The organism is Bacillus sp. EKM420B (assembly GCF_011065565.1).
GTDB lineage: Bacteria > Bacillota > Bacilli > Bacillales > Bacillaceae > Bacillus > Bacillus velezensis.
The window spans coordinates 162,503-187,477 of the sequence record NZ_JAAMNX010000003.1 but is presented as its reverse complement, the minus strand read 5'-3'; the positions used below and the strand labels follow the sequence as shown (position 1 = coordinate 187,477).

General features: G+C 47.3%; 23 protein-coding genes and 1 other annotated feature. Of the genes, 3 read left to right on the top strand and 20 right to left on the bottom strand.

The genetic code is table 11. The annotated features are described in order from the left end of the window. Nucleotides 1-5: 5 nt before the first annotated feature. The 5 genes from infC to G9F48_RS10950 all read right to left on the bottom strand — a co-directional run bounded on the left by infC (nt 6) and on the right by G9F48_RS10950 (nt 4,657). Nucleotides 6-527 carry a translation initiation factor IF-3 gene (infC, locus tag G9F48_RS10970; protein ID WP_071543361.1) on the bottom strand — a complete coding sequence of 174 codons (522 nt, stop codon included), beginning with the start codon at nt 525-527 and terminating at the stop codon, nt 6-8. 58 nt (nt 528-585) lie between these two features. Continuing rightward, nucleotides 586-716 (bottom strand) — a sequence feature (ribosomal protein L20 leader region). Between the two features lie 181 nt (nt 717-897). Continuing rightward, on the bottom strand, nt 898-1,581 hold the full coding sequence (lrgB, locus tag G9F48_RS10965) for an antiholin-like protein LrgB (protein WP_007408093.1): 684 nt from the start codon (nt 1,579-1,581) through the stop codon (nt 898-900). Nucleotides 1,582-1,593: 12 nt separating this feature from the next. After that, nucleotides 1,594-2,034, bottom strand: coding sequence for an antiholin-like murein hydrolase modulator LrgA (lrgA, locus tag G9F48_RS10960; protein ID WP_003152485.1), 441 nt, complete (start codon nt 2,032-2,034; stop codon nt 1,594-1,596). Between the two features lie 129 nt (nt 2,035-2,163). After that, a complete protein-coding gene (locus tag G9F48_RS10955) occupies nt 2,164-2,898 on the bottom strand; it encodes a LytR/AlgR family response regulator transcription factor (protein ID WP_014305554.1) in 735 nt (244 codons plus the stop codon). Continuing rightward, nucleotides 2,876-4,657 carry a sensor histidine kinase gene (locus G9F48_RS10950; protein WP_031379151.1) on the bottom strand — a complete coding sequence of 594 codons (1,782 nt, stop codon included), beginning with the start codon at nt 4,655-4,657 and terminating at the stop codon, nt 2,876-2,878. Before G9F48_RS10950 ends, G9F48_RS10955 begins: the two co-directional genes overlap by 23 nt. Nucleotides 4,658-4,841: 184 nt before the next feature. Here G9F48_RS10950 and G9F48_RS10945 point away from each other — a divergent pair, with 184 nt between their 5' ends. Next, nucleotides 4,842-5,636 carry an HAD family hydrolase gene (locus tag G9F48_RS10945; protein ID WP_165409482.1) on the top strand — a complete coding sequence of 265 codons (795 nt, stop codon included), beginning with the start codon at nt 4,842-4,844 and terminating at the stop codon, nt 5,634-5,636. Nucleotides 5,637-5,689: 53 nt separating this feature from the next. Here the strand turns inward: G9F48_RS10945 and thrS are convergent, their stop codons facing one another. The 9 genes from thrS to G9F48_RS10900 all read right to left on the bottom strand — a co-directional run bounded on the left by thrS (nt 5,690) and on the right by G9F48_RS10900 (nt 15,020). After that, nucleotides 5,690-7,621, bottom strand: coding sequence for a threonine--tRNA ligase (gene thrS / locus G9F48_RS10940; protein ID WP_015417978.1), 1,932 nt, complete (start codon nt 7,619-7,621; stop codon nt 5,690-5,692). Nucleotides 7,622-8,030: 409 nt separating this feature from the next. Then, a complete protein-coding gene (gene ytxC, locus G9F48_RS10935; protein WP_003152478.1) occupies nt 8,031-8,861 on the bottom strand; it encodes a putative sporulation protein YtxC in 831 nt (276 codons plus the stop codon). A gap of 65 nt (nt 8,862-8,926) precedes the next feature. After that, a complete protein-coding gene (locus G9F48_RS10930) occupies nt 8,927-9,568 on the bottom strand; it encodes a TVP38/TMEM64 family protein (RefSeq protein ID WP_070082726.1) in 642 nt (213 codons plus the stop codon). Nucleotides 9,569-9,599: 31 nt separating this feature from the next. Further along, the gene (gene dnaI, locus G9F48_RS10925) at nt 9,600-10,535 is read right to left on the bottom strand and encodes a primosomal protein DnaI (protein ID WP_007408085.1); all 936 of its coding nucleotides are present in this window, start codon (nt 10,533-10,535) and stop codon (nt 9,600-9,602) included. Nucleotides 10,536-10,559: 24 nt separating this feature from the next. Then, nucleotides 10,560-11,966 carry a replication initiation and membrane attachment family protein gene (locus G9F48_RS10920; RefSeq protein WP_165409481.1) on the bottom strand — a complete coding sequence of 469 codons (1,407 nt, stop codon included), beginning with the start codon at nt 11,964-11,966 and terminating at the stop codon, nt 10,560-10,562. Nucleotides 11,967-12,077: 111 nt separating this feature from the next. After that, the gene (gene nrdR, locus G9F48_RS10915; RefSeq protein WP_165409480.1) at nt 12,078-12,536 is read right to left on the bottom strand and encodes a transcriptional regulator NrdR; all 459 of its coding nucleotides are present in this window, start codon (nt 12,534-12,536) and stop codon (nt 12,078-12,080) included. A gap of 248 nt (nt 12,537-12,784) precedes the next feature. After that, the gene (speD, locus tag G9F48_RS10910; RefSeq protein ID WP_003152471.1) at nt 12,785-13,165 is read right to left on the bottom strand and encodes an adenosylmethionine decarboxylase; all 381 of its coding nucleotides are present in this window, start codon (nt 13,163-13,165) and stop codon (nt 12,785-12,787) included. 238 nt (nt 13,166-13,403) lie between these two features. Beyond that, nucleotides 13,404-14,426: a glyceraldehyde-3-phosphate dehydrogenase gene (locus G9F48_RS10905; RefSeq protein ID WP_003152470.1), complete on the bottom strand. Its 1,023-nt coding sequence runs from the start codon at nt 14,424-14,426 to the stop codon at nt 13,404-13,406. A gap of 207 nt (nt 14,427-14,633) precedes the next feature. Continuing rightward, nucleotides 14,634-15,020 carry a winged helix-turn-helix transcriptional regulator gene (locus G9F48_RS10900; protein WP_003152469.1) on the bottom strand — a complete coding sequence of 129 codons (387 nt, stop codon included), beginning with the start codon at nt 15,018-15,020 and terminating at the stop codon, nt 14,634-14,636. Between the two features lie 183 nt (nt 15,021-15,203). Here G9F48_RS10900 and G9F48_RS10895 point away from each other — a divergent pair, with 183 nt between their 5' ends. Together G9F48_RS10895 and G9F48_RS10890 are read left to right on the top strand one after the other, a co-directional pair. Then, on the top strand, nt 15,204-16,403 hold the full coding sequence (locus tag G9F48_RS10895) for an MFS transporter (protein ID WP_014305559.1): 1,200 nt from the start codon (nt 15,204-15,206) through the stop codon (nt 16,401-16,403). A gap of 58 nt (nt 16,404-16,461) precedes the next feature. Continuing rightward, a complete protein-coding gene (locus G9F48_RS10890) occupies nt 16,462-17,304 on the top strand; it encodes an aldo/keto reductase (RefSeq protein ID WP_003152464.1) in 843 nt (280 codons plus the stop codon). A gap of 38 nt (nt 17,305-17,342) precedes the next feature. Here the strand turns inward: G9F48_RS10890 and coaE are convergent, their stop codons facing one another. From coaE to G9F48_RS10860, 6 genes are all read right to left on the bottom strand, one after another. Further along, nucleotides 17,343-17,936, bottom strand: coding sequence for a dephospho-CoA kinase (coaE, locus tag G9F48_RS10885; RefSeq protein ID WP_003152462.1), 594 nt, complete (start codon nt 17,934-17,936; stop codon nt 17,343-17,345). A 15-nt stretch (nt 17,937-17,951) separates the two neighbouring features. Beyond that, on the bottom strand, nt 17,952-18,584 hold the full coding sequence (ytaF, locus tag G9F48_RS10880; protein ID WP_014305562.1) for a sporulation membrane protein YtaF: 633 nt from the start codon (nt 18,582-18,584) through the stop codon (nt 17,952-17,954). A 136-nt stretch (nt 18,585-18,720) separates the two neighbouring features. Then, nucleotides 18,721-19,551, bottom strand: a complete 831-nt coding sequence (gene mutM, locus G9F48_RS10875; protein ID WP_146284226.1) for a DNA-formamidopyrimidine glycosylase — start codon at nt 19,549-19,551, stop codon at nt 18,721-18,723. Between the two features lie 24 nt (nt 19,552-19,575). Further along, nucleotides 19,576-22,215 (bottom strand): DNA polymerase I, encoded by a 2,640-nt coding sequence (gene polA, locus G9F48_RS10870; RefSeq protein WP_138092749.1) that lies wholly within the window; start codon nt 22,213-22,215, stop codon nt 19,576-19,578. Between the two features lie 246 nt (nt 22,216-22,461). Continuing rightward, nucleotides 22,462-24,201, bottom strand: coding sequence for a two-component system histidine kinase PnpS (pnpS, locus tag G9F48_RS10865; RefSeq protein WP_165409479.1), 1,740 nt, complete (start codon nt 24,199-24,201; stop codon nt 22,462-22,464). Next, complete coding sequence (locus tag G9F48_RS10860) at nt 24,194-24,913, bottom strand: response regulator transcription factor (protein WP_003152457.1); 720 nt, start codon at nt 24,911-24,913, stop codon at nt 24,194-24,196. Before G9F48_RS10860 ends, pnpS begins: the two co-directional genes overlap by 8 nt. Nucleotides 24,914-24,975: the final 62 nt, after the last annotated feature.

Sequence of the window (24,975 nt, the reverse complement as noted above, 5' to 3'; positions counted from 1 at the left end):
CCTCCTTATTGCTTTTCGTTTTTCGGCGCGAGCATTAAGAACATGCTGCGGCCGTCCATTTTTGGTTTTGTTTCGACTGTCGCAACTTCCGCACATGCTTCAGAGAAACGGTCCAATACGCGCTGGCCGATTTCTTTATGAGTGATTGCGCGCCCTTTAAAGCGGATAGAAGCTTTCACTTTATCGCCTTTTTCAAGGAATTTAATCGCATTGCGCAATTTCGTGTTAAAGTCATGCTCATCGATCGTCGGACTTAATCTAACTTCTTTTAAGTTAATGATTTTTTGATTTTTGCGTGCTTCTTTGTCCTTTTTCTGCTGCTCGAATCGGAACTTACCGTAGTCCATAATGCGGCAGACAGGCGGTTTTGCATTTGCTGCAACTAACACAAGGTCAAGATTTGCGCGGCCGGCGATTTCAAGTGCTTCCTGACGGGACTTGATGCCGAGCTGATCGCCATTTTGTCCGATCAGACGAACTTCACGTGCACGGATACCCTCATTAACCAATTGATCTTTGCTAATAATGAGCCACCTCCATAGTTTCTTCGAATTGATTCACAACGCTTTTTGACTGCATTCTGCAGGCAAACAAAAAGTGTGGGCATGACAACACACCCACACTACGAACATCTGCATAAATAAAAATGTACGGTCAACCTGCCAACTACATGAATGTGTCAATCAGGTGAGAAGCGGGTGCCTCTGCTTGTGATTTATATTCAATTCAATAACTATTCTACACAATACCGGATCATTAGTCAAGAATGACTTCTCCGGATCAACTTTTTCATTTTAACACGATGCCGGGGCGAGCGCAAGGAAAAATGTGAAATTTCGTTCTTTGCCGCACACGGATGCTGCCGGACAATAAAAAACCCGGGTCTATGACCCGGGTTTATCCTCCGATGAGCTGAACGAATACCGGAATGACCAGCACCGTCACCACTCCTACGACGACAACCGCGATACTTGCCATTGCCGCTTCTACTTCCCCCATCTCAATGCCGACCGCAACACCGAGTGCGTGTCCTGATGTGCCGAGAGCCAGTCCCTTAGAGATTGGGTGCTTTACTTTAAACAGTTTTAAGAATAAAGCGCCAAGAGCATAGACGATAACGGCATTGAAAATAACAGCGAAAGCGGTGATGTCGGTGATGCCGCCGATCCCTTTTGACAGCGGAAGGGCAATTGCCGTTGTCGCCGCCTGCGGAAGCATGCTTTTCATAACGGCCGCGTCGAGATGAATGCCTTTTGCGATCAAATAGACAATCGTGACTGAGCAGATAGATCCGACAATGATGGAAGACATGATCTGCCACCAGTATTTTTTCAGCTTGTCACGCTGTTTGTATAAAGGGATGGCAAAAGCGATCGTCGCGGGCTCCAGGAAGAATTTAATAATGTCTCCCCCGCTTTTATAATCTTCATATGAAAAACCGCCGAGCTTCAGAAAAAGGATTCCAAGCACCATCGCGACAAACAGCGGGGTGAAGAGGAAAAAGCCTCTTGTTTTTTTAAATAAATACGTGCCGATGCCAAAGGCCGCAAGTGAAACGACAATACCGAAATATGGACTCATCCGTTTTCCCTCCTAATGCTGCACAAGTTCGTTTTCCTGATTGGAACGGCGCACCGTTTGTTTATCAGCCGGAGCAGCCTTCTGACGTTTTTGGCTGACAGACAAGATCAGCTGAGAAAAAAGGCCCGTCGCCCCTAACAGAATGATGGTGGCGAGTAAGATGACGAGTGCGATCTGCACGCCGTACTGCTGCATGACGCCAAGTGAATTCATCACGGAGATGCCCGACGGGACAAATAAAAATCCGATCAGTGACGTTAATGATGTTCCCAGCGTTTCTACTTGTTCAAGCTTAATCACTTTCAGGCATAAGAGGACAAATAATAACACCAAACCTACTACGGAAGCGGGTATAGGAATGGGGACAATCGCTGCAATCCCATTAGATATGAGCATAATTACGGCAAAAATAAATGCTTGTGTCAGAAATCCGTACACTTTTTTCGCACTCATTTTCTTCACCTCTTTCTCTTTGTTAGGTCCATTATAAAAGAGAAATTGATTTTTAAAGCGCTTTCATAACAAACGGCTGAATATTCATTCTGAAATGCAAAAAACGGCTGCTGAAATGCAAAAGCCGCCTCATATAATATGAAGCAGCTTTTTTAAGTCCTTGGCGTATGTACGGCTGACGGGAATTTTAGAGCCGTCTTTTAAGATCAGATTGTAAGTCGAATTAAACCACGGATGAATTTCCGTAATATGCTCCGTATTCACGATGAATGCGCGGTGCACTCTCAAGAAACCCGTATCAGGCAGTTTTTTCTCAATGACCGCCAAAGTTTCATGAACGGAATAAGACGCGGCAAACGTTTTGACGGAAACGTGTCCGTCCTCCATGCCGGCGTAAATAATGTCCTTCGTATCTAAAATGACAATAGATTCACCGGCTGATACAGCCAGTTTATGCGCTCCGGCTGCGGACGGCTGCTCCGAGACGGCTCCTGCCCTGTCCTGCTTCACTCTTTTAAACTTTCTGATCGTCTGGCGCACTCTTTCTTCATCAAAAGGCTTCGTTAAATAATCGAGCGCGTCGACTTCAAAAGCTTTTAAAGCAAATTGGTCATACGCTGTCGCAAAAACGACGGCCGGCGGATTTTTCATGTTTTTCAGCCGTTTGGCAATGTCAAATCCGTTTTCTCCTGACAAATCAACGTCCAAAAACAGCAGATCCGGTTTTTGATCCATCATACTGTCAAAAGCGGATTCAATATTTTCAGCTTCGTTTATGTCACTTACTTCATTCGTCCGTTTCAGCAAATAAGCTAATTCATCTCTTGCCAGCATTTCATCATCAACGATTAACACCTTCAGCATGTTCTTCTCCTTTAGTCATCAGTTTCAAAGGCAGCTCAAATGATACGTCCGTACCTTTGCCGGCCTCACTTTCCAATCGCAGGGCTGCTTGTGGGCCGAACAGCCCGATCAGCCGCTGATTTAAATTGTAAAGCGCGGTTCCCGTCCCTTCTTTAGACGGGAGCGGACGGTTTCCGAGCACGGACAGCAATTCCGGATCAATTCCCCTACCGTTATCTCCAACCCGCATTAAAACCGACTGACCGGCGGATACCACGCTGACATTGACGGCACAGCTGTCCTGCTTTCTTGAAAATGCATGGCGAAGCGCATTTTCGACGAGAATCTGCAGCACAAAAGGAGGAATTTCGATGTCCTCCAAACCGCGTTCGATTTCAAGACTGATTTTATATTTCCCGGGAAAACGGGCCTGCTCCAATGATAAATACGCCTGCAGATGGTTCAGTTCTTTAGAAAGCGGGATGAGCAGCTGCCTTGCCCCCTGCAGATTGGAACGGAAATAGACGCTGAGCTGCAGCAGAAGCTTTCGGGTTTTTTCCACATCCGTACGGCAAAGAGCAGAAATCGTATTGATCGCATTAAACAGAAAATGCGGATTGACCTGTGCTTGAAGCGCCTTTATTTCTGCGTCTTTCAGCAATTTGCTCTGCAGTTCCGCCTCGCCGAGTTCAAGCTGGGTGGAGAACAGCATGGCGAGTCCTTCTGCAAGCTCTTCTTCAACCCGGCTTAATCCTGACGGGCTTTTAAAGTACATTTTCAGCGTCCCGATCGTTTTGCCGTTTGACGTCAGCGGCAATACGATCGCCGCATGCAGCGGACAGGGATCGTGCGTGCATTCAATTTCTTCCTTTGATGTCGCTTTCATAATATGACCCGTTTTAATGACGCGTTTTGACAATCCGGTGATCAGGCTTTCAGACGGAATATGATGGTCGGCACCCGCGCCGACGTGCGCCAAAATCTTTTCGTTATCCGTAAGCGATACTGCGTCCGTTCCTGTTTGCCTGTGAATGATGGCGGCGACGCTTTTGCATGAGCTTTCATTCAGTCCCTGGCGGAAAAACGGAAGCGTCTGATCGGCAATCATCAGCACCCTGTGGGTTTCAAGGGCTCTCGCCCGTTCTTCCTTTCGGATAATCGACTGAATGATCGAAAGAAAAATGAAAGTCCCTGACCCGTTTACCAATATCATCGGGATGCCGATGATGCTCACAAGCGTCCAAGCATCAGAAAACGGCTTGGCCATCAAGAGGATGAGCAGCATTTGCAGCGATTCCATTCCGAGTCCGACAAGCGCGGCCACACGCGGTGTCGGCATCGCATAGCGTTTTCTGAAATACCGTCCGATCCAGCCGGACAAAATGCCCGCTAAAACGGATGAGACGGCACAGCTGACTGCCGTCGCGCCGCCGAGTGATAAACGATGCAGGCCGGCCAGTATGCCGACGCCGATTCCCACATACGGGCCGCCTAAGAGTCCGCCGATTTCAACGCCCATAATTCTTGTATTGGCAATTGAACCGGACGGATTAATTTGAAACACCCAGTCATTATTCATGATTGTATTCCGCTGAATTTCTATTCCCGTATAGTTGCTGATGATACTGAACAGCGAGAAAATTGAAATCAGCACCGCTTTGCCTTTATAGCTCTCAGGCTGCTGGAGCGCCTGTCTGAACAATCTGGTATGAGCCAGAACAAATCCCAATATGACGATAATTCCGACTCTTTCCAGCATCATGATGATCAAATGCAGCATACTTTTCACCTGTTCTTTCAAATTGTATTTTATCACGTTTTAGAGCCTGAGACAGAATCTGACACAAACCTGCCTGTTTTTTTCAAATCATCTGAAAACATCTTTCACAGTCTATGTATCTATTGTAGAATAAACGGGAGCCTTGCGGCAGAGAGTTTCAGAATATAACAAAGAGGAGAAGATCATGAAAGCCGTATTTTTTGATTTGGACGATACACTGTTATGGGATGAAAAAAGCGTCAGAACAACATTCAGGGAAACATGTTTACAAGCGGAAAAAAAATATGGCCTTGACCCGAATACATTTGAAGAGGCGGTTCGGAAAGCGGCACGGGAATTGTATATGTCATACGAAACCTATCCTTATACGGTCATGATCGGCATTAATCCGTTTGAAGGATTGTGGGCGAATTTTTCCGAGCCGGTCAGCGAAGGATTTAAACAGCTGAATCGGATTGCGCCGGAATACAGACGAAACGCCTGGACGAACGGCTTAAAAAGCGTCGGTATAGACGATGCGGCTTACGGCGAATATTTGGCGGAGTTTTTCGCGGCGGAACGCAGACAGCGTCCGTATGTGTATGATGAAACGTTTGCGGTGCTTGATAAGCTGAAAGGTGTTTATGAATTGCTTCTGCTGACAAACGGCGATCCCAGCCTGCAGAAAGAAAAACTCGCCGGCGTTCCTGAGCTCGCGCCTTATTTTAATGAAATCGTCATCTCAGGCGCTTTCGGAAAAGGGAAACCCGATGCCTCCATATTCGAACATTGCCTCGGCCTCCTGAACCTGAAAAAAGAAGACGCCATGATGGTCGGAGATAACCTCAATACTGATATATTGGGAGCGAAACGGGCAGGCATTACGACAGTCTGGGTAAACCGGACGCAAAAGAAAAATGATACGGACATTGCGCCTGATTACGTGATCAGCGATCTTCACGAGCTGTTTGCGATTATAGAGAAACAAAAAGAAAGATAATTTTATACGCAAAAAAACCCCATTCTGAATGAACGGGGTTTTTGTATTTCCGGTTATTTTTTCGCTTCGGCTACAGCCTTTTTCACAAAATCGTCCAATGAGACGGTTTCTGATTTCTGCTCGCCGTATTTCCGGACGTTTACCGCGCCGTTTTCCGCTTCTTGGTCACCGACCACAAGCATGTACGGGATTTTTTGCATTTGCGCTTCACGGATTTTATAGCCGATTTTTTCGTCCCGGCTGTCAAGCTCGACACGCAGGCCTTCGCGCTGCAGGCGCTCCTGCACTTTTTTCGCATAGTCAAGATGCACGGACGGTGATACAGGAATGACTTGGAATTGCACCGGCGCAAGCCATGTCGGAAGGGCGCCCTTGTGCTCTTCGATTAAGAAAGCAACGAAACGCTCCATCGTTGACACGACGCCGCGGTGAATAACGACAGGGCGGTGCTGTTTGCCGTCTTCTCCGACGTAAGTGAGATCAAAGCGTTCCGGAAGAAGGAAGTCAAGCTGTACAGTTGACAATGTCTCTTCTTTGCCGATCGCCGTTTTCACCTGCACGTCAAGCTTAGGGCCGTAAAACGCCGCTTCGCCTTCCGCTTCATAATAGTCGTGCCCCATCTCATCCATTGCCGCCTTCAGCATGGATTGCGCTTTGTTCCACATCTCATCATCATCAAAATATTTTTCCGTGTCTTCAGGATCGCGGTAAGACAGGCGGAATGTGTAATCATTCAGGCCGAAGTCTTCGTATACGTCTTGAATCAAACGGACGGTGCGGATGAATTCTTCTTTAATCTGATCAGGGCGTACGAAAATGTGCGCGTCATTTAACGTCATGCCGCGTACGCGCTGAAGACCTGAAAGCGCCCCGGACATTTCGTATCGGTGCATCGTTCCCAGCTCTGCAATCCGGATCGGAAGCTCGCGGTAGCTGTGAATGTCCTGTTTGTAAATCATCATATGGTGAGGACAATTCATCGGACGGAGCACGAGTGTTTCATTGTCCATTTCCATCGGCGGGAACATTGTATCCTGATAATGATCCCAGTGGCCCGATGTTTCGTACAGGTCTTTGCTTCCGAGAACAGGCGTATAGACGTGCTCATAACCGAGGCTCAGCTCTTTATCCACAATGTAGCGCTCGATCACGCGGCGGATGGTCGCGCCTTTCGGCAGCCAGAGCGGCAGACCTTGTCCGACTTTTTGAGAGTTGGCAAACAATTTTAATTCTTTGCCCAGTTTTCGGTGGTCACGCTCTTTCGCTTCTTCAAGCATGCGCAAATGCTCTTTTAAGTCATCCTTTTTAAAGAAGGCCGTGCCGTAAATGCGCTGAAGCATTTGGTTTTTGCTGTCGCCGCGCCAGTATGCGCCCGCAAGGCTCAGCAGCTTAAATTCTTTAATTTTGCCTGTAGACGGCACGTGCACGCCGCGGCACAGGTCAAAAAATTCGCCCTGCTCATAAATGGAGACCGTTTCGTCTTCTGGGATGGCATCCAGCAGTTCAAGCTTCAGATTATCGCCGATTTCCGCAAACATGGCTTTTGCTTCATCACGGCTCACTTCTTTTCGGATGATCGGCAGATTTTCACCAATGATGCGTTTCATTTCTTTTTCAATCTTCGGAAGGTCATCCGGCGTCAGCGCCTGCTCCATTTCAACGTCATAATAGAACCCGTTTTCAATGACGGGGCCGACTCCGAATTTCACATCTTTATAAATGCGTTTAATCGCCTGGGCCAATAAATGCGCCGTGCTGTGCCGCATGATGTTCAAGCCTTCTTCTGTGCCTTCTGTAATGATTTCTACGGCACCGTCCTCTTGAATCGGCGTTCTTAAATCAATTTCCTGTCCGTTCAGTTTTCCGGCTAAAGACTTTTTCTTTAATCCCGGACTGATGGATGCCGCGATATCTTCTGTTGTTGTTCCTTTCGGAAATTCCTTTACCGCTCCGTCCGGAAATGTGATGTTGATCATATCTGACATCTTCGTCACTCCTTTTTTTATGCAAATCAAAAACCCCGCCCCCTATGAAAGGGACGAGGTTAAATAAACGGAATCGTGGTTCCACCCTTTTTTCCGCGCGGCCGATTGTTTCGGCACCTGCGGCTCTAAACTCTGTAACGGGAGTTCCCGTCAGCTATTACTGGCGCTTATTCCGGCGTTCACAGCTGAAGTTCAAAGGCGGTAAAGACAATGATCCATAGCTGGAAAGCTTTCAGCCTGGGCTCTCCTCTCTTATAAAGCCGGTATCAATGCTTCATGTCCTTATCAATACGTGTAGCAATCATTAATCTTTTATGTATTATAAAATGTCTGTGAGAAAAATGCAACTCGGTTTTCCGTCTGATTTCGCACAGACAGCCCTGCCGCTTACGCAAGGCCGTCCGAGCGGCTATCCTTCCGTCTTCTCGGCTGCAAACGCGCCCAGCGGAAAAAGGCGCACCCTCTCCTGAAACACGTTTTGAATCGTTCTGGACATCATATGTTCCGGTTTGTCCGTATACAGTTCTACCGTCTCAGGCGCAATGGAGATCAGCGGCGCAAGGAGATGGGAATCAATATACATCGGGTGCTCCCGCACAAACCGTCTGTCTATGTATTTTTTCTGTTCCCGTTCTGACACATAGCGCAGCTCCCACAGCGTAAAAGCCCGGTCATGTACGATGCGGACTTTCTTCATCCGCGGCGGATTGGATGTCACATAATCTCTCAGAGACTGGATAAAGTTTTGATATTCCTGTTCCATCCGGTATTCATCTATCGCAGCCTCCGCGTATTCTCTGAGCCTCTCATAATACCTGCCGAGCCGGAACGTCTGAAACGAACGCACGGAAAAAACACCCGCATCAAGTGAAATCGTCCGGAGCGCATCTGAAATAAACTGTGTGCGCGGCTCTTTCTTCGGCTCAAACGGATGATCCTCAAGCTCTCCTTCCATAATGCTGTGTGCAAGCTGAAGGATTTGCTGCTGTTCATCCTGATCGGTGAAGCAGTATGCGTCCTCAATAAGCGAAAGCATATGCTCGTCTTCTTTGCATTCCAAAAAAAACCTGACAAGTATCGGCTCAATAAAGCGCTGAACGCAAAAAGCCGTTTCAGACCTTGCGATTCCGACTTTTTTTATGCCTTCACGGACAATAAAATGTCTCCGGTCGTCCGATTGCTGAATGAGATGTAAAAAAGCGGCGGTATCGTGGTCATCTTCAAAGATCACTTCAAGCATATTTGTCCCCCCTTACGGCATCTGTTACAAGTATATGGGGGATGTTTTTAAAATAGACGTAAAGGTTAGCTTTCACCGCCGAACAAATGACGCACCTTCTTTTTAAATATAACGGGAAGCGATAAAAATACGACGTAAAGACAGATCACGCAGAGTACGGTCAGCACATTGCCGGACATAAAGCTCGCGCCGAGCACATTCAGGACGATCGTCCCCGGAATGATGCCCGCTGCGGTCGCCAAAAAATACGTTACCGGCCTGACTTTCGATAGGCCCGCGGCATAGCTGATCACATCAAAGTTAACAGGCAGAATGCGCAAGATAAAAATATAAAAGAAGCCATTGGTTTTCATCTGCTTTTGAATGGCTTCCATTTTTCCATGACGGCTTTTCTCATTAAAGGCAAACAGCCCCGCCGCAAAAAAAGACGCGGCGGCAGCGCCCATTGAGCCCGCCAGCGTATACATGGTGCCGAAAAACGGGCCGAACGCCAATCCTCCGGCGACGGAAACGATTGATACGGGAAACAGCACAAAAGGCCTGACGATGGAAATTCCGATAAACACAAGCGGCGCAAAAACACCGAACGATAACACCCACAGCCGGATCTCCTTAGGCGACAGATTCAGATATTTGCGGTTTGCCCACAGCAAAAGACCCGCTCCCGCCGCAGCCGCAGCCCAAGTGACAGCCTTCTTATTCCTCATTCCCTCAAATCCTTCCCATTGGACGCCGGCATCATGAACGGCGGCGGTTTTCCCCGTCAAGACGGACGGGCGAAGCCAAATATAAAATCCGCTCCATCAGTCTTGCCGCTTTTACTTCTTCCTTTTCTCCCCGCTGTGAATACGTAAAATGATGCTTCAGCTCGTCTGGTGAAAAATTAGACGAGAAGAAAGTGGGAAGCTGCTGGCTCATTCTGTGCTGAAGCACGGTGCCGATGACTTCATCCCTGACCCAGCTTGTCATTGATTCCGCTCCGATGTCATCAAGCATCAGTACGGGCGTCGTTTTCACCATATTCAGTTTCGCCTCCAACGACTGATCCTGGAGCGAGTTTTTCAGCTCTCTGACAAATTCGGGAACATATACGATCATTGATGAATACTCTTTTTCCGCCAGTTCGTTGGCAATGGCGGCTAAAATAAATGTCTTTCCGATTCCGAATTTTCCGTACAGATACAGGCCTTTGCCTTTTCCCGTTTCATTATAGCTCTTCAGAAAATCCGTCACATGCTGGAAAATGCCGAGTCTGCTCGGATCGGTAATGTCGATCTGCTGAAACGTCGCGCCGAGAAGATCCTGCTGGATATACATGCTCTTCATCAGGGACTTTTGCCTTTTCTGGCGGTCGAGCTTTCTCTTTTCCGGACATTCGTAATATTCAATATCAATGGAACGCCCGTTGATCACAAGCTTCGGATGGTAGCCTTCAAGCAGGCTGTTCGTCCGGCTGTCTTTCGAACAGAAGGCGCACTGTTTGCTTTGCTGAACGAATTCGTACAGTTTATTTAACCCTCTGTCAATCATGCTTTGATTGATAACATCTTTCTGTTCCTTCAAAAAAGCCTGGACGTCTTCGTCGGCCATGACTTGCTGCTGCATTCGTTCCAGGCGTTTTTGAAAGTCAGGTCTTTTCGTCACGCCTTCTAAGGATCGGCTGATCGGTTCCATTCAATATCACCCCGCTTCTCTGTCTCAATAGGCAGAGTATTTTTTCAGTTTTTTCATTTCTTCCATCATTTTTTTCTTCTGTTCTTCAAGATCCTGTGCGGAAAGAGCCGGCTGTTCTTGTTTCTTCCCGGTTTCTTCTTTCATCCAATCAGGGCGCTTTTCTTCCCGGACGGTTTTTTTGCTGCGCGCCGCGCCGTTTGTTTTGCCGTCCGCCCAATCAAGATATTGTCTGTGCTCTTCGATTGCGAGCTTCATTGCTTCCCGTACCGTTTTGACTTTCTTTCTGGCCCAGTGGGCGGCGATTTTTTGGATATAGTTTTTGGACAGCTTCATATCCGTTTTCAGCATGACATAATAAATCAGCACATTGGTGACGCCGGGCTCAAGCTTTTGTTCGAACATAATATCGGCGATAATCTGCAGGTCGGCTTTAGACGGCTCGGTCCCGTCCGCAATGTCCTGAAGAAGCTTTCTCGGTGATATGGTCTCAAGCTGTGCGATGAGTTCGCCGTTCAATGAATCGTCCTTTTCCGTCCGGTTTTCTCTCAAGGTGACAGGCTGTGTTTTATCAATCAGTTCCGGAAGCTTGCCGCTTCTTTCAATTTGGTACCAGTCGCTGGCCGCTTTCCTCAGCGCTTCTGCCGTTATCGTATCCTGTTCATTAATTGCGGTCATGACGACGTGCTGCATGGAGATAGGATCTATTCCGTATAAATATGAAAGCTTTTTAATGCTCTCCCGTACGTCCTGCGTGATTGATTTACGCGGTATCATCGTTTCTGATAACCCCGCCATGAAAAGCTCAAAATCAAACACTTCCTCCGTCACCGTATAGGAAGGCGCTTGTCCGACAGACGCCGTCTCATAGTCCTCGGGGAGCTTCATCGCCTCTTCCATATCAGGCGTCATTTTCCATTCACTCGGCTGAAAAGAGGCAAAGGCGTGATTAAACGGACGGGTAATTTCCCTTGCGCCCGCGCCGACGGAAGGGTGCGTGTAAAATTGTCTCAGCTGCTGGTATTTCGTTTTACCGACTCTGTTATAAAGAAAGACATTCAGCATGCCGTCTTCAAAAAAATCATTCGGCCTGAGCGGGGGCAGCAGCTCATAAATAAACATCCGCTCTTTTTGCTCGGACTCCCGGATATACACTTTCAGCAGCCCGATTCCTTCAAGCTTTCCCTGTTCATGATGAATCTTTTTTAAATTTGACTGCATCATGCCCATCAGCTGCCTGTGCGTGGATTCCGCTCCCCACAAGCGGTTCTGCTCAAGCTCCCCCCATAAGGTCATATAAAGGGAGAATGCAAAAGAACCGATCAGCGGCTGGTACAGATGTGTCAAAACCTGTCTGTCGACATCCTGAAGAAGCGAACGGCTTTTGACCGTATAAGGATCTACAGGCAATACGTCATTCCAATAGTCAGCCATGATTCTCAAACCTTCCGATATGTTTCTACTCTCATTTTACACCGTTTCTGCGATCTATCAAATGCCAATTTTGCTCATGAGAAAAGAGCCAGACACAATCTCTTAGCTCTCTCAGCGTTCTTTCTTTATTAAATCTTTCAATTCATCGATAAACACGTTTATATCCTTAAACTGCCGGTAGACGGAGGCAAAGCGGACATAAGACACCTCATCGACTTTCGCCAGGCGGTCCATTACCATTTCTCCGACAAGTTCGCTTTTGACTTCAGATACGCCTTGGTTTCTCAGCTCTTTTTCAATGTTAAAGCACATGTCTTCCAATGTTTTTAAAGGAACGGGCCTTTTTTCACAAGCTTTAATTAACCCGCGCAGCATTTTTTCACGGCTGAATTCTTCCCGGACGCCTTCTTTTTTCACGACGATCAGAGGCATCTCTTCAAACTTCTCAAATGTAGTGAAGCGGTAATGGCAGGCTTCGCATTCCCGCCTTCTGCGGATTGATTTCCCTTCGTCCGCAGGCCGTGAATCAAGTACGCGGGAACCGTTATGCTGGCATGAAGGACATTTCAAATTGGATCAGCTCCCATCTGTTTCGTTGCTGTAATGCGGTTCGCAAGCTTCCGGTAAATGCCCGCCAACGTTTCTAGGATGAGCCTATTTGTTGGGAGAGCCGATAGACCGGCCTTATCTTTTCTATTTTACAAAAAAAATGCTTAAAGAAAAAGCAATGCTGTTTTTTTACATTAGAAAAGGAGCATCAGCTTCAAAGCGCGTAATGGCTTTTTCAGCTTAGCTCCCTTGTGTTTGCGTTTTGAAAATTACAGTACTTTCGCTTGTGCCTGTTTAATCTGTACAGGCCCCATTCCTCTCGGTATTTCAATGTTTTCTCTTGTATCTGCATGTAATGCGTCCGCAATGTAATCCGCAGCCACATTAGGATCCAGGTCTCCACAAGTATAAACATCAATGCTTGCATATCCGTGTTCAGGAAAACTGTGAATCGTTAAATGTGACTCAGAGATAATAACGACTCCGCTTACGCCTTGCGGTGCAAATTTGTGAAATGCGACCTCGCGCACCTCAGCTCCTGATTTCAAAGCAGCATTTACAAACGTTTTTTCAATAAAATCCATGTCATTGAGCTTATCAAAATCGCATCCCCACAGCTCGGAGATGACGTGACGCCCCATTGTTTCCATAATCATGGACCCCCCTTAACAAGAATTAAAAAAGTGAATTTCCGAGAACTGACCCGGCCATTTACCACGGGGGAAAGTTAGTCCGGAGAGGTCCTAACCCTTTAAGTAATTCCGAAGCAGTCACGAGCAAGAAGTTCACGAAAGATAGTATACTGTGTTTAAGTTTATTTTGCAAGGTGTGTTTTTTGCGAATATGCCGTTAAGGGTTTTTTTCTAACAAATGTCCATGATCTTTAGTCTACACAGCTGACGGGTGTTTCATTCGCGCGGCGACGTGACGGATAAGATCAACGACCCGGCAGGAATATCCCCATTCATTGTCATACCAGGCGAGCACCTTTACTTTTCGGTCTTCCATCACCATCGTTGTCAGTCCGTCGATGATCGCAGAGTGTGAATTCGTATTATAATCCGAAGAAACGAGCGGCTCATCCGAATAATCAAGAATTCCGTACATCGACGTTTTTGCGGCTCTTTGGAAAGCGGCGTTCACTTGCTCGGCAGACACATCTGTTTTCAGATCGCAGACAAGGTCCACTAATGACACATTCGGAACGGGAACACGCAAAGCAAGACCGTGAAGTTTTCCTTTCAAATGAGGCAGCACGAGCGACAGCGCTTTGGCGGCGCCTGTAGAAGTCGGAATGATGGACTCTCCGCACGCTCTAGCCCTCCGCAGATCTTTATGCGGATTGTCGATATTTTTTTGATCATTCGTGTAAGCGTGAACAGTCGTCATCAGGCCGCTTTCAATCCCGAATTCCTGATCAAGCACTTTGACGACCGGCGCAAGGCAGTTTGTCGTGCAGGATGCATTTGAAATAATGACATGTTCATCGGGATTGAACTGCTCTTCATTTACTCCCATGACAATGGTAACGTCTTCATTTTTGCCCGGAGCCGTTAAAATGACTTTTTTCGCCCCTGCTTCAATATGGCTCATCGCTTTTTCTTTTGAATTAAATTTCCCCGTTGCTTCTACGACGATGTCTATTCCGCATTCTTTCCACGGAAGCTCTCTCGGGTCCCGGCGATTGAACAGCATAATATGTTTTCCGTTGACGATCAGGCTGTCGCCGGCGGTCTCAACTTCTTGATCGTATTTGCCGTGAATTGTGTCATACTTTATCAAATGAGCAAGCGTTTCCGGGGGATAGCTTGCATTAATGGCTGTTATTTGAATTTGATCATCTTCCATTGCTTTTCTGAACACCATTCTTCCGATTCTTCCAAACCCGTTGATTGCTACTTTTACCTTCATGCTCAGGTCACCCCTTTTTAATATGCTACTCTAATTTACCTTTATTTATATATAGTATAACACATTAAAAGAAATCCGCCAGTACAACTTGATAAAAATCCACCCTTATACCGATCAATATGTTGTTCAATCGGTTTTTTTGCATATAAAATGATCTTTCTTCCATAAAAAAAGCAGGATCAGCGTCTCAGGCTGCCTGCTTTTTTCTTATATTTGTCCCGGTTCTTTAAATTTGTCATTTAAAATGCTGTCTTCTAAAACGGAAGACACCTCGCCGTACCGTTTAGCAATATGCATCGCGCCCCAGTCACACAGCGCGTTTAAAATTCTTTCCAGACTGTGCCCGTATTCACTCAGCTCGTATTCCACTTTCGGCGGCACCTGATTGTACACGATCCGGTTGATGACGCCGTCAGCTTCCAACTCCCGCAATTGCTGTGTCAGCATCTTCTGGGTGATGTCCGGCATAAGCCGCTTCAATTCGCTTGTCCGTTTTTTCCCGCGCATGAGGTGGCAGAGGATCACACACTTCCATTTTCCGCCGATCACTTCAAGCGCCGCCTCTACGGATATATTGTATTTTTTCTTCAGCAACGGTAATTCCTCCTCATCTATAGGAACTAAAAAGTGCCTATGGCACTTAAAAGTACGTTCTTTTCAATGACACTTCTATCAATCATAATGACATTTGCCGGCTGAAAAGGAATGTACTCTTATACTTATATCGTTTACCCGGCATCATTTCAACCATACATTATCGTTCAAGGAGGAAAACAGATGTCTTCACATCGCCAAAGCTATTTACCAGCGCTGCTGGCATTAGCCGTCAGCGCTTTTGCGATCGGCACAACCGAATTTATCAGCGTCGGACTGCTGCCGCTTATATCTCAAGATCTGCATATACCTGTGACAACGGCGGGACTTACCGTTTCCATGTATGCTCTGGGCGTGACATTCGGCGCGCCGGTTTTAACGTCTCTCACATCCGGCATGTCGCGGAAAACGCTGCTGCTCTGGGTAATGTTGATTTTTATCGCCGGAAATACACTCGCAGCGAGCGCTTCCTCAATCGGCGTCTTACTGGCGGCACGGGTCATTTCGGCTTTTTCCCACGGCATTTTCATGTCAATCGGGGCAACGATCGCCGCCAATATCGTACCGGAGCATAAAAGAGCAAGCGCGATTTCTATCATGTTCACGGGGCTGACGGTGGCTACGGTGACCGGCGTTCCGTTCGGCACCTATCTCGGCCAGCAATTCGGATGGAGGATTGCCTTTGCCGTGATTGTGGCGGTAGGAATCATCGCATTCCTCACAAACGCGCTTCTCGTTCCGTCACATTTGCGAAAAGGGACGAAAACCGCATTTTCCGAGCAGGTCAAACTCGTCACAAACGGCCGGTTATTGCTTTTATTTATTATTACGGCGTTAGGCTACGGCGGAACGTTTGTCGTGTTTACGTATTTATCTCCGCTTCTTCAGGAGGTAACGGGTTTTCAGAAAGAAACCGTCGCGGCCATCCTGCTCATTTACGGAATTGCGATTGCCATCGGAAACATGATTGGCGGCCGTTTATCAAACCGTAACCCGCTGAAAGCCTTGTTTTATATGTTCATTGTCCAGGCTGCTGTGCTGTTTGTCCTGACTTTTACCGCACCGTTTAAAACAGCCGGGCTGATCACCATTATTTTCATGGGGCTGTTGGCGTTTATGAATGTGCCGGGCCTTCAGGTATATGTCGTGATGCTGAGTGAACGTTTTGCGCCAAGCGCCGTTGATACAGCATCAGCCTTAAATATCGCAGCATTTAATGCCGGAATCGCGATCGGCTCGTTTGCCGGCGGAATCATTACAGACTCAATCGGAATCATTCATACCGCTTGGATCGGGGCGCTGATGGTGCTCAGCGCGGTCGTATTAACCGGATGGAGCAGGAAGCTTGAAAAGCGGGATCGCACTGCCCTTGAAAGGAGGTGAGTTTTTCTTCAGCGCATTTTGATTTTTTCAACAGACAACAAATAGGAGGAATATATACATGACAACACATTTACAAGCAAAAGCAACATTGCATAACGGAGTAGAGATGCCTTGGTTCGGCATCGGAGTTTTCAAAGTAGAGGAAGGCGCGGAACTCGTCAACGCGGTGAAAACGGCATTGGTGCACGGCTATCGCAGCGTTGATACCGCCGCGATTTACGGAAATGAAGAAGGTGTCGGCGAAGGCATCCGCCAAGGGCTGCAAGAAGCGGGATTAAAACGTGAAGACATTTTTGTCACGTCAAAAGTATGGAATGCCGATTTAGGATATGAAGAAACGTTAAAAGCGTTTGACACAAGCTTAGAAAAACTCGGTTTAGATTATTTAGATTTATATTTGATCCATTGGCCTGTCGAAGGAAAGTACATCGATGCGTGGCGGGCGCTCGAAACCCTCTACCGGGATGGACGCATTAAGGCGATCGGGGTCAGCAATTTCCAAATTCACCATCTGAAACATCTCATGAAAGAAACGGAAATCAAGCCGATGATCAACCAGGTGGAGTACCACCCGCGCCTGACACAGAAAGAACTGCTTGCTTTCTGCACTGAACAGGGCATTCAGCTTGAAGCGTGGTCGCCATTGATGCAAGGGCAGCTGCTTGATCACCCCGTCTTACAGGAGATTGCTGAGAAATACGGCAAATCAGCCGCTCAAGTGATTTTGCGCTGGGATTTGCAAAACGGTGTCATCACCATTCCGAAATCAACTAAAAAACACCGTATTGAAGAAAATGCAAATGTCTTTGATTTCGAACTGTCAGCTGACGATATGAAGCGGATTGATGATCTGAACGAAAATCTCCGTGTCGGTCCGGACCCTGACAATTTTGATTTTTAACCAGAAAAACACCGTTCGGCTTTCCGAACGGTGTTTGTTTATGCCCAGCCGCTCAATACTTCCTCAAGCTGGTGCTTTGTATATTCAAGACTGCCGCTGTTATCAATGACGGCGTCAGCTTTTTTTGCTTTGTCCGCTAAAGGCATTTGCGACGTTATCCGGCTCATCGCTTCTTCTTCTGTCAGGGAATTCCGCTCCATCAGCCGTTTGAGCTGAATGTCTGCCGGTACGGTGACGACGAGCACCTTGCCGACTAGATAATCAAGCCCGCTTTCATACAAAAGCGGTATATCCAAAACGACGAACTGCTCTTTTCTCGCAACGGCTTCATCCCGCTGTTTCAGCATTTCCGCACGCACTGCCGGATGAACGATCTGATTCAGCTTCAGACGCTTCTGTTCGTCAGTGAAAACGATAGAACCGAGTTTTTTTCTGTCAATGCCGCCGTTTTCCAGCAGGATGTCTTTTCCGAATGCTTCCACAATTTGTCCGTAAGCCGGCATTCCTTTTTCCACCGCCTGTTTCGCGATGACATCCGCATCAATGACTGTTATTTTTTTGTCGATCAGCATACGCGCTACCGTGCTTTTGCCGCTTGCGATGCCTCCCGTTAAACCGATGACCAAGCTCAAAAAGCCCACTCCTTCTTACATTTTCCAAATCCCGATGATAATCAGCAGGACTCCCGGCAAAAATGTCATTTTATCTATCCAATTCCATCTTGAGAGCAAATGCCCAGCGTTTATGCCGAGTGAAACAAACAGCGAGCTCATCACCCCGACAGTCACGCTCATCATAACCGGAGAAAAGCCGAGAATGGCCGCTCCCAGCCCGGCGCCAAACGCGTCAATGGATAAGGCGATACCGAGCAGAAGCGCCTCGACTCCGTTAATGGTTCCGGATTGATCAATATCGGCGCTGGTCGGTTTTTTCAAAATATGAATGACGATGCCGAGCGATTTCACTTCAAGATTAAGCAGCGTTTTTTCATGCAATAAGTAATCCGGCTCTTTAGCCGGTTTAAAAAATTGCCAGATGACCCATGCCCCGATTCCGATTAAGATCAGCCCGCCCAGTTTCTCCGTGACGGATACGGGAAAAATCTTTGTCAGAAAATGGCCGATCAGCATGGATATAAACATCACAGAGGCTGAACAGCAGGCGATCACGGCAATCGCTTTGAACGGGATTTTCATTTTTCTCAAACCGTACGTAAACCCGACTGAAAAACTGTCCAAGCTGACAGCAAAAGCCAAAAGCAGCAAAGAAACAATCTCCATATCCGTTTCTCCCTTTCTCTTGATCGGCAATTGTGGCATATGCCTATTGGGTGAATCACAATATATATATGGAGAAAGGTCATCAACTGTGTTAGAAAAAAGTCATTCTGCTGCCGCCTGCTTGAACAGCTTCAGTTTATGATTTTTTTTGGCAGCGGGCGCAAAAATGCGTTCCCCTTCCGCCGACCACGATTTTAGAAATCATCGTGCCGCACGTTTTGCACGGTTCATCCTTTTTGCCGTAGACGTAATGTTTGAGCTGAAACATTCCGATTTCCCCTTGAGAATTGATATAAGACCGGACGGTGCTCCCGCCCGCGTCAATCGCTTCCTGAAGGGTGTCTTTAATTTCTGTATGAAGCGTTTTTATCTGCCCGTCCGACAGGCTGTTCGCTTTTGTCTCAGGGTGAATCCGCGCCCGGAATAAAGCTTCATCGACATAAATGTTGCCGAGGCCGACGACCGCTTTTTGGTCGAGCAGGGCGGTTTTCACCGCGCGGTTCGTTTTTGCAAGCCGCTCTTTTAAATAAGCGGCGGTAAATGCTTCATCATCTGGTTCGGGCCCGAGCTGTGAAAGCGGCAATGCAATCCGTTCCTCTCCCGGCGCAAATAAATGCATCGTGCCGAATTTCCGGACATCCCGGTAGCGGAGCTGTGTTCCGTCCGTCATGTGAAACACGACGTGCACATGTTTATCGTCAGGCTCATCGGCCTGATGAAGACCGTATTTCCCCTCCATCCGCAGGTGGGACACCATGACATAATGATCCAGATGGAAAAGCAAAAACTTTCCCCTTCTTCCGATGGATCGGATCGTTTCTCCTGCAATCTGCCGCGCGAATTCCTCCGGCTCGGCGGGTTTTTTGATGATATTCGGCCATCTGATATCCGCCGATTCAATCGTTTTCCCCTTCACAAGACCGGTCAGAGTGCGCCGGACCGTTTCAACTTCTGGTAATTCCGGCACAATCATCACTTCCTTTTTTTCTGTTTATTTTGCATCGTACCAAGACGGCCCTGAAGCATAATCAGCCTTCAGCGGCACGTCTAATGCCAAAGCATGCTCCATCACTTCAGGCACCAGCTTCTCTAATATTTCAATTTCTTCCTTAGGCGCTTCAAAAATCAATTCATCGTGCACCTGAAGCAGCAGCCGCGCCTTCAGGTTTTTCTCTTTCAGCTCAGCTGCCATGTCAATCATGGCTTTTTTAATAATATCGGCGGCGCTTCCCTGAATCGGCGTATTCATGGCCGTCCGTTCCGCAAAGCTCCGCAGGTTGAAGTTGCGGCTGGTCAGCTCAGGGATATAGCGGCGGCGCTGCATAAGTGTCGTCACATATCCTTTTTGCTTCGCTTCCTGCACCGATTCTTCCATATATGCCTTGACGCCCGGGAAGCTCTCCAAATAGCGGTCAATAAAAGCGCCCGCTTCTTTCCGGGTGATGCCGAGGTTTTGCGAAAGCCCGTAATCGCTGATGCCGTAAACGATCCCGAAATTGACGGCCTTTGCCTGGCGGCGCATCGCTTGTGTCACTTCATCTTCACTGACATGAAACACGTCCATGGCGGTTTTTGTGTGAATGTCCATGTCATTCGTAAACGCTTCGATCAGATTTTCATCTTTTGAAATATGCGCAAGCACCCTTAATTCAATTTGTGAATAATCGGCGGCGAAAATAAGCCAGTCCGGTTCGGACGGTACGAAAGCCTGACGGATTTTCCGCCCTTCCTCCAGCCGGATCGGAATATTTTGCAGGTTCGGATCCGTTGAGCTCAGGCGTCCGGTTTGCGTCAATGCCTGATTGAATCGTGTATGCACCTTATGAGAATCCTTGCGCGTGACTTTCAGCAGCCCTTCAATATAAGTCGATTGGAGTTTGCCGATTTGTCTGTATTGCAGAATGTACGCGACGATATCATGTTTGTCTGCAAGCTTCTCAAGCACATCAGCTGAAGTGGAATAGCCTGTTTTTGTTTTCTTTACTGGCGGCAGGCCGAGTTTTTCAAACAGAATGACGCCGAGCTGTTTTGGTGAATTGATGTTAAACGGCTCACCGGCGATGTCATGGATTTTTTCTTCATATTCTTTCAGTTTTGCCTTGAGCTCTTCTCCCATTCGCTTCAGTCTTTCAACATCCACTTTGACGCCCATTGATTCCATTTCTCCGAGAATTAGCGCAAGCGGGAGTTCAAGATCTTCATAAAGCTCAAGCTGATTATTTTCTTCCAAAGCGTCAAGCAGTTTGTCACGGAGGCTGTTAACGGCAGACGCTTTCCGCGCGAGATGATCGGCAAGCTCTTTTTCAGCCGGAACGGCGCGTTTTGCGCCTTTTCCGTATACCGCTTCATCTTTTGAAACGATATTCAGCCCGTATTCTTTCGCTACGCTCGCGACATCGTCGTACGAATTGCCCGGGTTTATAATGTAGGCAGCAAGAAGCGCGTCAAATTCCGTTCCCTTCAGCTCAATTCCCTGCCAGCGCAAAGCGACGACGGAACGTTTGCTGTCGAACACCCATTTTTTCATCGACTCATCTTCAGCCCAAGATTTAAAAGCTTCAGACTGAATGGCGATTTCTTTCGGAATATAATAAAGACCTGTTTCATTCACGATGGAAAAGCCGAGGATCGGTTCTTCGTGATAGTTATCACCGATTTGTTCGACGACCAAAGCGGACGGCGAAACGAGCATATCTTCGGTGATTTCTTCTGCCGTTTCGACATTGATGTCTTCAAAATTTTCTTCCGCCGTTTCCCCGCTTTCTTCTCCGAGCCGCTCAAGAAGCGTATTAAAACCGAGGTCTTTAAAAATGGCAACAACTTGTTCACGGTCAAACCCTTGGTAATCTAAATCTTCGGGCTTGACTTCAATCGGCGCATTTGTCATAATCGTCGCCAGCTCTTTGCTCATCAGGGCTTGTTCCTTATATTCTTCAAGCTTTTCTTTTAATTTTTTTCCGCTGACTTCATCAATGGAATCAAGCAGTTTCTCAACCGAATGGAACTGCTTTAAGAGCTTAATCGCGGTTTTTTCTCCGACGCCGGGGACGCCCGGTATGTTATCGGATGAATCCCCCATTAATCCCTTCATATCAATGATTTGCAAAGGGGTCAGACCGTACTTTTCCTGCACGTGCTCCGGCGTGTAATCTTCTACGTCGGTAATGCCTTTTCTCGTAATGGCAACGGTCGTTTTCCCGGTGGCAAGCTGGGTTAAGTCCTTGTCCCCCGAAACGACCTTCACTTCGAAGCCGTCTTTTTCAGCAGATACGGCAAGCGTGCCGATAATATCGTCCGCTTCATATTCAGGAAGCTCGTAGCGGCTGATGTTGTAGGCATCGAGGAGCTCGCGGATGAACGGCATCTGTTCTGAAAGCTCCGGCGGCGTTTTTTGTCTTCCGCCTTTATATTCTTTAAACGTGCTGTGGCGGAAAGTGGTTTTTCCCGCATCAAAAGCCACCAGCATATGGGTCGGTTTTTCATCTTCCAGCATTTTCATTAAAATCATCGCAAACCCGTATACGGCATTTGTATGAATGCCTTTTTCATTGCTTAAAAGCGGCAATGCAAAAAACGCCCGGTACGCCAGACTGTTTCCGTCGACAAGCACTAATTTTTTTCGTTCCGTCATTCAATATCCTCCTAAGAGCAAAAGCTCGTCATTCCTCTGTTTTTTAATCTCACAGCTTCTCTTATTTTAACAAAGTTCAATTTGAAAGGAAAATGAGCGGACCCCGTGAAAACGCAAAAAAGGACGGGAACAAGAAAACGCGTTCCCGCCGTCAAAATTGGCTCCTTGGATGAAGGGGTTCTGTTATATCCTAACAAGATAGGTTTAACAGGTCATGAAGAAATTGTTAATCCTTTGTAAAGCTGATCACGCTGCCGGCGGCCGCTTCAGCGTCACAGTGAACACAGTTCCCTGTCCAGGCTCGCTTGTGACCTCGATTTTACCTTCATGGGCTTCTATTAAGTGCTTCACGATGGCGAGGCCGAGGCCGGTTCCTCCCGAGTTGCGGCTTCTGTCTTTATCCACGCGGTAGAATCTCTCAAATATCCGCGGGATCTCTTCTTTCTGAATGCCGATTCCCGTATCGGACACTTTGATATCGACAACGGTTTCTTTCACATGTACCGAAATCCCCACCGTCCCTTTTTCAGGCGTGTAGGTCAGGGCATTGTTCGCCAGATTCAAAAATACCTGCTTCAGCCTGTGCGCATCACCCGTCACAAAAATCGGCTCTTCCGGGAGATCGAGCTGAAAGCTGATGCCTTTTTCCTCAGCCTTATGCTGCAAAAGCGCCTCAATTTCATGCAGAATTTTTGCAGCATCAAAGGACTCTACGCGCATCGTAAAGTTTTGCTGCTCCATCTTGGATAAATCCAATAAATCCTGCACGAGAGATTGGAGCCGCTCACTTTCTTTCAGAATGATAGACAGAAAGTCTGAAAGCGCCTTTTCGTCTTTCATCGCTCCGTCTAACAGTGTTTCCGTAAATCCTTTAATCGAGGTGATCGGTGTTTTCAGTTCATGGGAGACATTGGCGACGAAGTCCTTTCTCATCTGCTCCAATTTTTTAATTTCTGTCATATCGTGAAAAACGAGGACGATGCCCTTCCATTCATCATCAGGGCCCATGATCGGAACGCCGTCAACTTCAAAGTAGCGCCGCTCAATGTTGATGGGAAGTCTGAGCAGCTGGCATTTTTTCGTCTCCGTCATAAAAATGTCTTCGACAAGCCGAATGATCTCCTCATGTTCAAACGCATCGTGGTAAAGGCGCCGAAGCAGACGTTCAGGCTTTGTATGAAACTGCTTCGTGTATGACCGGTTCACGAGATTGATAAAACCTCTCCCGTCTATTAAAATCAAACCGGATCCGATATTTTCAATGACGGTTAACAGACGATCGCGCTGCATATCCTGCGTTCTTGTCATTTCCATTAAATCGACCGCCAGGCTGTTCATCGCACGCCCGAGACGGTCCGACCGCCTTGCGTAACCGCTGTAGGAGCGGGCGTCATAATTCCCCTTGGAGAGCTCCGTCGCCACCTTTGTCGCGGCGTCGATTGATTTTTTGTAACGGGACGTCATGTTTGTATAAAAGAAAACGATAATGATAAAAGCGGTACAAAGACTTGCTACCAGCATGCCCCACATTTCTCCGGTAACGCTTGAACCGCCGTTGATCTCCGAGGAAACGAGTACATACCCCGCAATTTTCCCTGCGTCATTTTTTACGGCAGTGCCGCGGATGACTCTGCTTTTCGACTGTACGGCTTCCTCGCTTTTATTGTGAGAAATGAATTCCTTTACGGCTGAATCATCAGCACGACTGCCGGAATGATATACGGCGTCACCCTTCTCGTTGAGCAAGGAGACGTTTATACCGAGGGTGCGGCCGGCGTCACGGATTACCGTTTCATTGCTTTTATTGCCGATTCGGCCGGTGTCAAGAAGGCCCGCTATGTATACCGATTCCTTTTTCAGCTGATCCGCCGTTCTTTCTTCAGCGGATGAAGAAATAAGCTGCTGTAAAAAAAGGCCGAGAACACTGAAAACCAATATGATACATACAACGAGTAAAGCGAACAGACGCACACGGACTTTATTCATTCATTTTTGGCTCCTCCAGTTTATACCCCAAACCTCTGATTGTTTTAATATAGATCGGTTTTTTGGTATTTGATTCGATTTTGTCGCGCAGATGGCTGATATGAACGTCAACAATCCGGGTATCCCCGGCAAAATCATAGTTCCAGACCGCGCTCAGCAGAAGATCTCTCGTCAGCACTCTTCCCTTGTGTTTTCCCAAATACAGAAGCAGTTCAAATTCTTTAGGCGTCAATTCCAGCTGTTCTGACTTAAAATACGCTTCGTAATGCTCAGGAAGAATTTTCAGCTCGCCGATGAGGATCTGCCCGTCCTTTTCCTCTTCTCTGCCTTGTGACAGCGAAGAAATGTCAGCCCTTCTTAAAATGGCTTTCACCCGCGCAGTGACTTCCCGCGGACTGAACGGCTTTGTCATGTAATCATCCGCTCCGAGCTCCAGTCCCAGCACCTTATCAAATTCCTCATCTTTTGCTGTCAGCATCAAGATCGGAACCATCATTTTCTGCTGTCTGAGCTGTTTACAGACATCGATTCCGTCCACTTTCGGCAGCATGACATCCAGTACGATTAAATCCGGATTTTCATTCTCTGCCAGCTCCAGAGCCTCTTCGCCGTCTGATGCGGTTATGACATCATAGCCGGACCGTTCCAGATTATACTGTAAAAGAGTAACGATAGATTGTTCATCATCTACAACTAAAATTTTTTTGTTCATGCTGCGCCCTCCGCTGTCTATTTTCCCCGACATCCAATTTTCTCTATTTTATGTGCTGCATA